Source organism: Advenella kashmirensis WT001 (assembly GCF_000219915.2).
In the GTDB taxonomy this organism is placed as follows: Bacteria; Pseudomonadota; Gammaproteobacteria; order Burkholderiales; family Burkholderiaceae_B; genus Advenella; species Advenella kashmirensis.
Map to the genome: position 1 here is coordinate 671,924 of NC_017964.1, position 12,508 is coordinate 684,431.

The window sequence follows — 12,508 nt, forward strand, 5'->3', positions numbered from 1 at the left end:
TGCAGATCCTGTGCTCAATGCACAAATGAGTTTTCGTGCCGCGCTCAAGGCCATGTCCGAGCCCGGCGTGATCGCCCAGGCCGATTTTGCCGATGCGCTGGACATTATGCATCCGGCTACCTTTTCCCTGGCACTGACACTGTTTGATGACGATACGCAAATTTGGCTGAGTCCGGCGCTCGATACGCCCATGGTTCGCGCCAACCTGGCGTTTCACTGTGCCTGCCCGGTAGTCGATGATCCGCAGCAGGCCGACCTGGCCATTATTACAGCTGTCGAAGTCGACTATCTTGAGCAATTTCGTTGCGGCACCGATCGTGACCCGGAGCTGTCATGCACGGTGATTGTCCAGCTGGATAGCCTGGAAGGCGGGCGCCGGTTGTGCTCGAAGGGCCGGGCATCGAATCACAGCGCGCTGTCACACTGCCGCTGTGCGAGCGGTTCTGGTCGGAACGCAATCGGGTAACCGATTTTCCCAAGGGGCTGGACTTTTTCATGACCAGCCAGCGCCAGTTGATGGCTTTGCCGCGCAGTACCGTGGCCAGCGTCCTATAAGGAGAATACGATGTATGTTGCTGTAAAAGGCGGTGAAACCGCTATCGAAAATGCGCATCGCTTGCTTGATCAGAAACGGCGTGGTGCGACTGAGGTGCCACCCTTGTCGCTGGCCCAGATCGCGCAACAGATGCCGCTGGCCGTAGCCCGGGTAATGAGCGAAGGCTCGCTGTACGATCGTGATCTGGCCGCGCTGGCTATCAAACAGTCTGCGGGCGATTTGCTGGAAGCGATTTTTCTGTTGCGCGCCTATCGCACGACACTGAGTCGCTACTGCGTCAGCCGCCCCCTTCGCACCGAGAGCATGCAGGTGGAACGACGCATTTCCGCCACTTACAAGGATTTGCCGGGCGGGCAGTTGCTGGGACCGACCTTTGACTACACACACCGTTTGCTGGACTTTACCCTGCAGGCCGAAGGCGAACAGCCCCAGGCGCTTAAGCAGGACAATGCGCAGCAGACCCCGGCCGACATTGACGGGGCCGCAGTCGCGCAGCAAACGGCATCATTGTCGGGCGCGACGCGCCTGGATACAAATGCGCAGGCAGATGCCGCGATCGAAGAAGCAGGGCAGGACTTTCCACGTGTATTGGGCCTGCTGGCCCAGGAAGGGTTGATGCGCGAAGAAACGGACAGTGCCCAGGCAGTTCCCGACATTACCCGTGAGCCACTCGATTTTCCGAGCAACCGGATGCAGCGTTTGCAGGCGCTGGCCCGTGGCGATGAGGGGTTTTTGCTTGCGCTGGGCTATTCGACGCAGCGCGGCTATGGTCGCAACCACCCATTTGCCGGCGAGATCCGCATCGGCTTCACCGAGGTCTGGCTGGAGCCCGAGGAGCTGGATTTCGCCGTGCCTGCCGGCGATATCGAAGTGACCGAATGTGAAATGGTTAATCAGTTTGTCGGCTCCAAGGATCAGCCAGCGCAATTTACGCGCGGTTACGGTCTGGCCTTTGGTTACAACGAGCGCAAGGTCATGGGCATGGCCCTGGTCGATCGCGCGTTGCGCGCGGCCGAATACGACGAGGAGATCACCTCGCCGGCGCAACAGGAAGAGTTTGTGCTGATGCATTGCGATAACGTCGAGGCGGCCGGCTTTGTATCACATCTGAAATTGCCGCACTATGTGGACTTCCAGGCAGAACTTGAGTTGATTCGCAAAATGAGAAAACGCGACGCGCAGGCCGGGCTCGACCAGGAACAGCAGGAAACAGACGCGGGGCAGGTCCCGCCGCAGAAGGAGAAACGGGCATGAACGCCATAGCAGAACCCTACAACTTTGCCTATCTGGACGAGCAGACCAAGCGCATGATTCGCCGCGCGCTGCTCAAGGCAGTAGCCATTCCCGGCTATCAGGTGCCTTTTGGCGGACGCGAGATGCCGCTGCCCTACGGCTGGGGCACCGGCGGCATGCAACTGACCGCCGCGATCCTGGGACGTGATGATGTATTGAAAGTAATCGACCAGGGCGCGGACGACACCACCAATGCCGTGTCCATCCGGCGCTTTTTTTCGCGTACTGCAGGCGTTCGCACCACTGTGGATACAACCGAAGCGACCGTAATACAAACCCGTCACCGCATACCCGAGACGGCATTGAGCAATGATCAGATCATGGTCTTCCAGGTGCCCATCCCCGAACCGCTGCGTTTTATTGAACCGTCGGAAACCGAGACCAAAACCATGCATGCGCTGAACGATTACGGCGTCATGCATGTGAAGCTGTACGAAGACATTGCCCGCTACGGCCATATCGCCACCGCCTACGCCTATCCGGTGCTGGTGGCCGGTCGCTATGTGATGGACCCGTCACCCATACCGAAGTTCGATAACCCGAAACTGAACCGCAGCGCCGCGCTCATGCTGTTTGGCGCCGGCCGTGAAAAGCGCCTGTATGCCGTGCCGCCCTATACCGATGTGGCCAGCCTTGACTTTGAAGACCATCCGTTCGAGGTGCAGAAATGGGAGCACAGTTGCGCCATTTGCGGATCCACGGAGTCGTTCCTGGACGAAATTATTACAGATGACAAGGGCAGCCGGGAATTTGTCTGCTCCGATACTGACTACTGCGCGCAGCGCGTGGCACAAGCAGAGGTAACACAATGAGTGCATTGCAGTCTATCAACAATCAGGCAGATCGCCCGGTGGCGGACGAGCTGGCCGGCGAGCCGCTTTTTCAGGTATCGGATATCGGCCTTTTGTTTGGCCCGGACAAGGGATGCCAGGCGGTCAGTTTCGATTTGTATCCCGGCGAAGTGCTGGGCATTGTCGGTGAGTCGGGCTCGGGCAAGTCTACGTTGCTCAATGTGCTCTCCGGCCGCAGCCAGCCCGACGCCGGAACCATTCACTATCGCCAGACTGATGGGGCGGTGACGGATTTGTATGCGTCCTCCGAGGCGCAACGACGCACCTTGCTGCGCACCGAGTGGGGGTTTGTAGAGCAGAACCCGCGCGATGGCCTGCGCATGACGGTGTCGGCGGGCGCCAACATCGGCGAGCGCTGATGGCGCAAGGCGTACGCAATTATGGCGTGCTGCGCAGCGAATCGGAGCGCTGGCTGCGTCAGGTGGAAATTGACGAGTCGCGCATTGACGATCTGCCGCGCACTTTTTCCGGCGGCATGCAGCAACGGCTGCAGATCGCCCGCAATCTGGTGTCCCATCCACGGCTGGTGTTCATGGACGAGCCCACCGGAGGGCTGGATGTCTCGGTGCAGGCACGCTTGCTCGATATGCTGCGCGCACTGGTGCGCGATCTGGGTCTTGCGGTCATTATTGTGACCCATGACCTGGCCGTGGCCCGGCTGCTTGCAGACCGCCTGATGGTGATGCGCCGTTCGCGCGTGGTCGAAAGCGGCCTGACCGATCAGATACTGGATGATCCACAACATCCGTACACGCAACTGCTGGTCTCATCGGTATTGCAACCGTGATAGTACAGTTGCAATCAACGCATTCGGAGAAACAATGAATACCGTTCTGGAAGTAAACAATCTGTCCAAGACCTTCACTCTGCATCAACAGCAGGGGGTGCAACTGCATGTACTCGACGACATCAGCTTTTCTGTCAACGCCGGCGAGTGCGTAGTGCTGCATGGGCAGTCGGGTGCCGGCAAGTCAACGCTGCTGCGCACGCTATATGGGAACTATCTGCCAGGTGCAGGCTCCATCCGCGTGTTGCACCGTGACAGCATGACCGAGCTGGTCGGCACGGCGCCGCGCCAGATCATGCAGGTACGCCGCGAGACAATGGGCTATGTGAGCCAGTTCCTGCGCGTCATTCCACGCGTCAACTGCCTGGATGTGGTCAGTGAGCCGGCGCTGTTGCGCGGCTGGAGCGCCGAGCAGGCCCGAGCGCGTGCCGCCGACCTGTTAACGCGGCTTAACATTCCGCAAAGGCTCTGGTCGCTGGCGCCCAATACCTTTTCTGGCGGCGAACAGCAGCGCGTGAACATCGCCCGTGGTTTCATGGTCAATTGGCCATTGATGCTGCTGGATGAACCGACAGCATCGCTGGATGAAGCAAATCGCCAGGTGGTGCTGCAGATGATTGGCGAGGCCCGGGCAGCCGGCGCTGCCTGATCGGGATTTTTCATGACAAGGCGGCGCGCGAGCCGTGGCGAGATCGCAGCCTGGATATCGCGACGAGGGAGATGAAACATGTTGCGTGAAAGAGTGATTACCAATGCAAAGATCGTCACTGCCAGCGAGGTCATCAGTGGCACCGTGGCGCTGCGTGATGGACAGATTCATGATGTCAGCGAAGGCAGAAGCAGTCTGCCTGCCGCCGAAGACTGGCAGGGCGATTTTGTTATCCCAGGTCTGATCGAGCTGCATACCGACAACCTTGAAAAATACATGAACCCGCGTCCCGGTGTAGACTGGCCATCGGAAAATGCGGTATTGGCGCATGACGCGCAAATCGTCGGCGCAGGCATCACAACGGTATTTGATGCGCTCTCGATTGGCGATGTGAACCCCAAAGGGCAACGCCTTCTGCAATTGCCAAAAATGGTGGAAGCCATTTCCCATGCTGCAGACCAGGGACATACGCGGGCCGAACACCGGCTGCACCTGCGTTGTGAAGTCAGTCATGAAAAAACGCTGGGTATCTTCGAAGATCTGGTAGGCAATGACCTGGTGCATCTGGTGTCGGTCATGGACCATACACCGGGGCAGCGCCAGTTTGTCAAGTACGAAAAATACCGCGAATACTATCAGGGCAAGTATCACCTGAATGATGCTGACATGGACGCCTTTATCGTTCTGCAAAAACAGAATGCCGATCGCTACAGTGAGCAATACCGCCGTCGTATCGTGGATATCTGCCACGAGCGCGGGCTATCGCTTGCCAGCCATGATGATGCCACCAGCGAGCACGTGCACGAATCAGCCGGTTTTGGCATGACCATTGCCGAATTTCCCACTACCCATGAAGCGGCGGCGCTCAGCCACCAACTGGGCCTGAAAGTGCTGATGGGCGCGCCCAACGTGGTGCGCGGCGGTTCACATTCCGGCAATATCGCCGCCACCGACCTGGCTCGCAAAGGCGTACTGGATATTCTGTCCAGCGATTATTACCCGGCAAGCATGTTGCAGTCGGTGCGTATTCTGAGCCAGTCAGATCTGGGGATCAGCCTGCCGCAGGCGGTGAATATGGTGAGCCTGGCGCCGGCCAGATCCGCCAATTTGCCGGACCGTGGCCAGATCAGTCCGGGACTGCGTGCCGATCTGGTACAGGTCAAGGATACGGGCAGGCAGTTTGTAGTGCAGCAGGTGCTGCGCGAAGGTCAACGGGTATTTTGATGCCGGGTCAGCTGGTTTACGTGATGGGACCTTCCGGGTCGGGCAAAGACAGTCTGCTGCAACTGGCGGCCAGCCGTGCGGGATCACAGTTGCGATTGATGAAACGCTACATAACCCGGTCGGCTGAGTCCGAGGGAGAAGATGCCTTCTCCCTGTCGCCCGATGCTTTCGATGCGATGCAGGCACGTGGCGAGTTTGCCATGAGCTGGCGCGCCAACGGCCTGGCCTATGGCATCCCGATAGAGCTAGATAACTTGCTGGCGCAGGGGCATACCGTATTGGTCAACGGTTCCCGCGCGTATTGCGAGTCTGCGGTACAACGTTACAAATCGGCGCTGGTGGTGCTGGTGCAGGTCGATCCGCCCTTGCTGCTGCAACGCCTGCTGCAGCGTGGCCGTGAAAGCCGTCAGGAGATTACTCAGCGGCTGGCACGCAACTGCGCGCTTGATATCGCATTTATGGACAGGCTGCGGGAGCAGGGCGCGCGGCTGGTGGTGCTGGATAACTCCGGCGACCTGGACAGCGCCGTGACGCAGTTTTTGCATACAATTGAACAGGCCACGACACTGGAGCGGCAATGAAACTGACTTTCCTGGGCACCGGCAATTCGGCGCAGATGCCTGTTTATAACTGCGATTGCGTGGCCTGTGCCCGGGCGCGCAGTGATGTTCGCCACGCGCGCCTGCCCTGTAGCGCGTTGCTGCAAGGCAATGACGGCCAGTGCTGATTGACAGCGGCCTGACGGACCTGACCACTCGCTTTGCGCCCGGCACGCTGCAGGGTATTTTCCAGACGCATTATCATGCCGATCATGCCCAGGGCCTGCTGCATTTGCGCTGGGGCGTCAACTTGCGGATTGCGGTATACGGACCTGAGGATGAAGCCGGGTTTGCAGACCTGTATAAGCATCCGGGCATTCTGGACTTTTCCGAACCGTTTGAAGCATTTGAAGAACGGCGGTTTGCCGGTTTCAGCATCACTGCCTTGCCACTGCAGCATTCGCGCCCGACCTACGGCTATTTGATCCGGCCCGATCAGGGCGACAGTCTGGCCTACCTGACCGATACGCAAGGCCTGCCCGAAGCGGTAGAACGTTTTTTGCGCGACCAGCGTCCGGCTCATTGTGTGCTCGATTGTTCTTATCCGCCCCGGCCAGAACCCGGGCGCAATCACAACGATCTGAACCAGGCGCTGGCGATCCATGCCGCCATCGGCGCCGGGACCACCTGGCTGACCCATGCCGGTCACGAACTGGATCGCTACCTGATGGCCCATCCCCAGGCACTGCCCGCGGATGTCCGCCAGGCATTTGATGGTGACCAGATTCAGTTGTGAGTTGACTCCGGGCATGACATGGATCATGACGCTAATGGCGACTTTCCTGATTCCTCTACTCTACCAGTCCGACCGTTCCGGGCGCCGGGCGATTTTTCTGAGACAGGTTATGCATAGATGAGCACCTGTCTGCGTCGCTTTTGATATTTATTAAGGCGACTGTCAGCCAATATATACTAATATAAACGAGAAATATTCTCATTTACCTATTTCCTTATTGGTGGACATTTACGTATGGTCAAGAAAATCGCCTGATCGGTGCCGGCATGGCACTGTCTCTGTCTCTGTCTGCACAGGCTGCCGAGTATCCTATCGGCAAACCTCATATGAAAAACGGCATGGAAATCGCTGCCGTGTACCTGCAGCCCATTACCATGGAACCGGCAGGCATGATGCGTGAAGCCAAGGATTCCGATATTCACCTTGAAGCAGATATTCATGCAACGGCTGACAACAAGAACGGGTTCGAGGAAGGCGCGTGGATGCCGTATCTGACCATCAAATACAAGCTGGAAAAAGTAGGCGGCAAAGTTCAGGAAGGGATGTTCATGCCCATGGTGGCCAATGACGGTCCCCACTATGGTGACAATGTGAAGCTGCAAGGGCCTGGCAAATATAAACTCACGTACATCATTGATTCGCCCGAGGCCAATAAAATGAATCATTTTGGCCATCATACCGACAAGGAAACCGGAGTTGAGGCGTTCTGGAAGCCATTTGAAGTCGAGTACGAATTCACGTATGCCGGTACAGGTAAAAAAGGCGGATATTGATCATGGTTAAACGCGCTTTGGCTATTGCCGGTCTGGCGCTTTCCCTCACCATGACCCAGGCCTTGCTGGCGGCAAGCGCCTGGGCCGAGACGCCCACCTTTACCCTCACGTTCAAGGAAGATGGCACGTTCGAGCCGCAGCGGCTTGAAGTGCCTGCCGGTCGCTTCAAGATCAATCTCATCAATGAAAGCAAGGTGCCCGTTGAATTCGAGAGCCTGCCGCTGCGCAAGGAAAAAGTGCTGGGACCAGGTCTGTCCTCATTTCTGGTTTTCAAAATTTCAAAACCCGGCGAATATCCGTTTTTTGACGACTTTCATCAATCCGTTAAAGGCACCTTGGTGGTCAAGCCTGCCCAATAGTTCAACATTCTCTTAAAAGGTAACCCATTGGATCAAGTGGCCTTTATTGTCTGGCGTGAAAGCGTTGAAGCCCTGCTTGTGGTGGGTATTTTGTACACCTGGTTGCGCGCTTCTCCGGAAGGACGGCGTGGTATGCCGTGGCTCTGGGGTGGGGTGGCTGCGGGGCTGTTGCTGGCCATCGCGCTGGCGCTGGTTTTCATGGGCGTGTCCACCTGGTTGTCCGATACCGGGCAGGAATGGTTCCAGGCCATCATGGCGCTGGTTGCCTGCGGACTGGTGGTGCAAATGGTCCTGTGGATGAAAAAAATGGCCGCAAGCTCAAAAGCGAATTGGTCAGTGGTGCATCGGCCAATCTCCAGCGTAACAGCTGGTGGGGGCTGCTGGTTCTGGTCATGATTGCCGTGGCGCGAGAAGGCAGCGAGACCGTGGTTTTTCTTTGGGGCACGGTACTGGCCGGCGCGCAACAGAGTCAGGCGTGGATGCTGGCAGCCGCCGGTGTGGGTGGCTTTCTGCTGGCACTGCTGACGTTCTATATTTTGCAGTTGGGGGGCAAAGTCATTACATGGCGCCGCTTCTTTCAAATTACCGAAATTTTATTGCTGCTGCTGGCAGGCTCACTGCTCATGAACGGGATCGATCACCTGATCTCACTTGAGGCCATTGCGACCCTGGTTGATCCTGTGTGGGACACCAGTGCAGTGTTTGATGACAGCAGCGGCATGGGCAAGGTCCTGGCCGATTTCGCCGGCTACCGGGCAATGCCGTCACTTACGCATGTCATTGTTTTTGCCTTGTACTGGCTTGCCATTGGGTTGTTGTTTCGTTGGTCGCGACCTGCCATTGCGCGACAGATGGTTTCCACGCATGGCTGACACGTGCCGCCTCAAGAGGTGGCACGTACTGCTAAAATTCAGATGCCCTGTGTCGGTGAACCAGGCGTCTGGCCGCATCTGTTTTGTCCACCATAGTGGATTCGCTCTTCAAAGGTTTGCTCCATGAGCGCCATATTTCAATCGCTTGCCTATCGGCTATCGTCATTTCTGCGGGACCACAAGAAACTGCTTCGCAATATGCAGTGGTGTGTGGTTGGCGTTTACTTTTTTCTCATTCTTGTTCCTGCTGCGCTGCCCCTGCCGGGCAATTCCGCGCATATTTTTTCCAATCTGACCATTTTTGCCCAGTTCGCCTTCTGGGGCATCTGGTGGCCCTTTGTCCTGGTGTCCATGCCCCTGATGGGACGGGCATGGTGCGGATGGTTCTGTCCGGAAGGCATGCTTAGCGAGTGGGCCAGCGAACATGGTCGCGGTCGAGCCATTCCAAAATGGATGCGCTGGGGTGGCTGGCCCTTTGTTGCCTTTGCCCTGACAACAATTTACGGCCAGCTGGTCAGCGTATATCAATATCCCTGGGCGGTGCTTGCTGTGCTGGGCGGCTCGACAGCGGGGGCCATGGTGGTCGGGTACCTGTATGGTCGCAATAAACGCGTCTGGTGCAAGTATTTGTGTCCGGTCAATGGCGTGTTCCAGCTCCTGGCCAAACTGGCCCCTGGCATTACAAGGTTAGTGAAGATGCCTGGCGCCATCCGGTTCGACGTATCGAGCGAATCAATTGCGCGCCGCTGGTACCGCTGCGCCATATGAAGGGTGCTGCCGACTGTCATATGTGCGGACGCTGCGCCGATTATCGTGGTGCGATTGCGCTCACCACCCGCTCGCCGGAGGAAGAAATCGTTGCTGTGGCGCAAACCGGTGGTTGGCAGACGGCCCTGATCATATGGGGGCTGATGGGTATTGCCGTGGGCGCCTTTCTGTGGAGCGCCAGCCCCTGGTTTGTCAGCCTGAAACAGGCCATGGCCGAGTGGCTGGTCAACCGTGATGTCTTCTGGCCTCTGGAACAGAACGCGCCCTGGTTCATTCTGACGAACTATCCGGAAGTCAATGATGTTTTCAGCTGGCTCGACGGCTTTACCATTGTGCTGTTCATTTTTGGCACTGCACTGGTTACCGGGGGGGCGTTGTGGCTGAGCCTGCATTGCATACAGAAAGTGTGGGTGGAAAATTATTCGACGCTGTCGATACCGTCGCGCAGGCGCTGATACCGGCGGCTGGCGTCGGCGTCTTTCTGGGACTGTCGGCAACCACCATTACCCTGTTGCGCAATGATGGCATTGCCACTGGCTGGGCGGGCCCGGTTCGCCTGACATTGTTGTTTCTTTCCCTGCTGTGGTCACTGCGTCTGGCCTGGAAAATTCTGCAACGGCATCAGGTATCGTTCGGGCAGCGGGTTACCTGTATGCTGTTATTGATCGCAGGACTGGCGCCGTTCATCTACGCATGGCTATTGTTCTTTGTGATCTGGTAAGGGGGATATAAACGATCAGCATTTACAAGTTCAGGGTATGCGCGATGGGATGTCTGCGTACGACGTCACGTCGTGCGTATGGTCGTGGTCTTGCCGCGATCGCGGACCAACAGCATCTGATCGTGCTTCTTCGTACTTTGCACAGATGACGAGACCGGACCAGTTTGCTACTATGTCATGCTCTTGCTTATTCTGATGGTAATCCATGAAAGACACTCCTTCTGACTGGCTGGCCCTGGCCGGTTTGCAGCTTTCTCCCTATGCAACGTTAATTGTTACCCTCGGGATCATGCTGCTTTTGCTGGCATTGCTGCATGGTGTTTTGCATTATGGTGTGCTGCGCATGTTGCGGGGCAGAATGCGCAACGATCGTTTTCTCTTCATCAAGCTTGTCGGTCATTCGTCCCTGTTTCGCTATGCTGCCATGCTGGTGCAGGGGTTAGCCCTTGGCTTGCTTACACGCCTGTGGGTGCCGCCCGGCTCGGTTCATGAAGGCCTGCTGGGGTTCTCGCGCATCTGGATGCTGGTCTATACCATCCTGGCGTTTTTTGCATTCCTGGATATCGTGCTGGACTGGTGTTTTCGCAAACAGGTTGCTGTCCAGTTTCCGCTCAAGGGCATCGTGCAAAGCCTGAAAATCATTGCCTCCATTGCCGGCGTCATTTTCATTGTCTCGGTCCTGATCGGCCAGTCGCCGGTTATCCTGATCAGCGGTCTGGGTGCCATGACCGCCGTGCTCATGCTTATTTTCAAGGATCCGATCCTGGGTCTGGTGGCCGGCATCCAGTTGTCTGCCAATAATATGCTCAGTATCGGCGACTGGCTGGAAATGCCCAAATACAATGCTGATGGGCCGTTATTGATATCGGGCTGACCACGGTCAAGGTGCGCAACTGGGACAATACGGTAACCACCATTCCCACCTATTCACTGATTTCAGATTCATTCAAGAACTGGCGCGCCATGTCCGAATCCGGTGGTCGTCGTATCAAGCGTGCCATCCATGTCGATGTCAACAGCATCAAGTTCATTACCGAAAGCCAAATGAAGCGGCTGACCAAAAGCCGGCTGCTGTCCCAATATATTCTGGACAAATCCAGGGAAGTAGAGGACTACAATCAGTCGCGCAGCGAAGACCTGTCGTCCGCGCTGAATGGTCGACGGCTCACCAATATCGGCACCTTTCGGGCGTATCTGGAAGTCTACCTGCGCAATCACCCGCATATCCATCGTAATATGACCCTGCTGGTGCGCCAGCTGGCTCCGCAGGCAACAGGCGTGCCCATTGAAATCTACGCCTTTACGACGACCGTGGTCTGGGCTGAGTACGAACGCATCCAGTCCGATCTGTTCGATCATATCTTTGCCGTGGTCGGTGAGTTCGATTTGCGCGTATTCCAGGCGCCCAGCGGGTATGATATGGCAGCACTCAAAACGGCCATTGCCGACAATGTGAATACCAATATCGATAACAACGGCAACACAAGCGGCAGCGCTGGTGCTGCACCACCCAATTCGTAAAGGAGACGTCATGGGCCCCACCCCTCGTGAGCTGGCACTGCAGTTGCAGCAGCAATTTGATAATCGTGTGCATTTTTCCCCATTGCTGGCAGACGGCAGGCCATTGAGCCTGGAGCAGGCTTATGCGGTGCAGGAGCAACTGGTACAGATTCGCATGGCGCGTCACCATGCCCGGCGGGCCGGATTGAAAATCGCCCTGAATGCGCCTGCCGCCTGGAGCAAGCATGGCCTGACCGAGCCCGTCTATGGTGAATTGCTGGACACGGCGTTATTATCTTCCGGTGCAGTGTTGTCCATGAGTGACTACACTCACATGAAATTCGAATTTGAAGTGGCCGTGCGCATAGGCAGGGAGCTCTCAGGAGATGAATTAAACAGCGTGCAAGCGGCTGCTGACTGGATCGATGCGGTCGCACCGGCCGTTGAGGTGCTTGACGACCGCTGTCCGGAAAAGACGTCGCCCGATGCTCAGACGCTGGTGGCATGCAACGTCAATAATACGTCTGTTATTCTGGGCCAGTGGCAGCCCGCGGTGTCCGATTTTGACCGGGATATCACCATTAGTTCGCATGGAGCAGTGATCGAAGAGGGTAACGTGGCAGATATTGTCAACCCACTGGAGTCCGTATACTGGCTGGCCAAGGCCATGGCCAGAAAGCAGCGCAGCATCCCTGCGGGTGCAGTACTTATTACCGGTAATCTCATGACGGTGAGATTTCCCAGCGCCGGCGATCAGTTTGCGTTTGCACTCGGCGGGTTGGGATCTGTTTCATTCCGTTGTGAACCATAGTGTCATCAA

The 12,508-nt window shown here is 56.9% G+C and carries 12 protein-coding genes and 4 pseudogenes; all 16 read left to right on the forward strand.

Annotation, left to right across the window (positions count from 1 at the left end; all coding sequences use genetic code 11):
- Positions 1 to 52 precede the first annotated feature (52 nt).
- The 16 genes and pseudogenes from phnH to TKWG_RS03290 all read left to right on the forward strand — a co-directional run bounded on the left by phnH (position 53) and on the right by TKWG_RS03290 (position 12,499).
- Positions 53 to 555, forward strand: a pseudogene (phnH, locus tag TKWG_RS03225) (phosphonate C-P lyase system protein PhnH).
- 10 nt (positions 556 to 565) lie between these two features.
- A complete protein-coding gene (locus TKWG_RS03230; RefSeq protein ID WP_014749449.1) occupies positions 566 to 1,810 on the forward strand; it encodes a carbon-phosphorus lyase complex subunit PhnI in 1,245 nt (414 codons plus the stop codon).
- Positions 1,807 to 2,661: an alpha-D-ribose 1-methylphosphonate 5-phosphate C-P-lyase PhnJ gene (locus TKWG_RS03235; protein ID WP_014749450.1), complete on the forward strand. Its 855-nt coding sequence runs from the start codon at positions 1,807 to 1,809 to the stop codon at positions 2,659 to 2,661. Before TKWG_RS03230 ends, TKWG_RS03235 begins: the two co-directional genes overlap by 4 nt.
- A pseudogene (gene phnK / locus TKWG_RS03240) lies at positions 2,658 to 3,487 on the forward strand (phosphonate C-P lyase system protein PhnK). The gene TKWG_RS03235 and the pseudogene phnK overlap by 4 nt, the downstream one beginning before the upstream one ends.
- Before the next feature lie 34 nt (positions 3,488 to 3,521).
- On the forward strand, positions 3,522 to 4,136 hold the full coding sequence (gene phnL, locus TKWG_RS03245; RefSeq protein ID WP_014749451.1) for a phosphonate C-P lyase system protein PhnL: 615 nt from the start codon (positions 3,522 to 3,524) through the stop codon (positions 4,134 to 4,136).
- A gap of 78 nt (positions 4,137 to 4,214) precedes the next feature.
- Positions 4,215 to 5,360, forward strand: a complete 1,146-nt coding sequence (locus TKWG_RS03250; RefSeq protein ID WP_014749452.1) for an alpha-D-ribose 1-methylphosphonate 5-triphosphate diphosphatase — start codon at positions 4,215 to 4,217, stop codon at positions 5,358 to 5,360.
- Positions 5,360 to 5,941, forward strand: a complete 582-nt coding sequence (gene phnN / locus TKWG_RS03255; protein WP_014749453.1) for a phosphonate metabolism protein/1,5-bisphosphokinase (PRPP-forming) PhnN — start codon at positions 5,360 to 5,362, stop codon at positions 5,939 to 5,941. The genes TKWG_RS03250 and phnN overlap by 1 nt, the downstream gene beginning before the upstream one ends.
- Positions 5,938 to 6,087, forward strand: coding sequence for an MBL fold metallo-hydrolase (locus TKWG_RS23920; RefSeq protein WP_014749454.1), 150 nt, complete (start codon positions 5,938 to 5,940; stop codon positions 6,085 to 6,087). The genes phnN and TKWG_RS23920 overlap by 4 nt, the downstream gene beginning before the upstream one ends.
- The gene (locus TKWG_RS03260; RefSeq protein ID WP_014749455.1) at positions 6,081 to 6,695 is read left to right on the forward strand and encodes an MBL fold metallo-hydrolase; all 615 of its coding nucleotides are present in this window, start codon (positions 6,081 to 6,083) and stop codon (positions 6,693 to 6,695) included. Before TKWG_RS23920 ends, TKWG_RS03260 begins: the two co-directional genes overlap by 7 nt.
- Positions 6,696 to 6,961: 266 nt before the next feature.
- Positions 6,962 to 7,468, forward strand: coding sequence for an iron transporter (locus TKWG_RS03265; protein ID WP_014749456.1), 507 nt, complete (start codon positions 6,962 to 6,964; stop codon positions 7,466 to 7,468).
- 2 nt (positions 7,469 to 7,470) lie between these two features.
- Positions 7,471 to 7,827 carry a cupredoxin domain-containing protein gene (locus tag TKWG_RS03270; RefSeq protein WP_014749457.1) on the forward strand — a complete coding sequence of 119 codons (357 nt, stop codon included), beginning with the start codon at positions 7,471 to 7,473 and terminating at the stop codon, positions 7,825 to 7,827.
- A gap of 27 nt (positions 7,828 to 7,854) precedes the next feature.
- A pseudogene (locus TKWG_RS03275) lies at positions 7,855 to 8,699 on the forward strand (FTR1 family iron permease).
- Positions 8,700 to 8,822: 123 nt separating this feature from the next.
- Positions 8,823 to 10,188: pseudogene (locus TKWG_RS03280) on the forward strand (4Fe-4S binding protein).
- 205 nt (positions 10,189 to 10,393) lie between these two features.
- Positions 10,394 to 11,062 (forward strand): mechanosensitive ion channel family protein, encoded by a 669-nt coding sequence (locus TKWG_RS26850; RefSeq protein WP_014749458.1) that lies wholly within the window; start codon positions 10,394 to 10,396, stop codon positions 11,060 to 11,062.
- An 11-nt stretch (positions 11,063 to 11,073) separates the two neighbouring features.
- On the forward strand, positions 11,074 to 11,709 hold the full coding sequence (locus TKWG_RS26855; RefSeq protein ID WP_014749459.1) for a mechanosensitive ion channel family protein: 636 nt from the start codon (positions 11,074 to 11,076) through the stop codon (positions 11,707 to 11,709).
- 10 nt (positions 11,710 to 11,719) lie between these two features.
- Positions 11,720 to 12,499 (forward strand): 2-keto-4-pentenoate hydratase, encoded by a 780-nt coding sequence (locus TKWG_RS03290; protein ID WP_014749460.1) that lies wholly within the window; start codon positions 11,720 to 11,722, stop codon positions 12,497 to 12,499.
- Positions 12,500 to 12,508 lie beyond the last annotated feature (9 nt).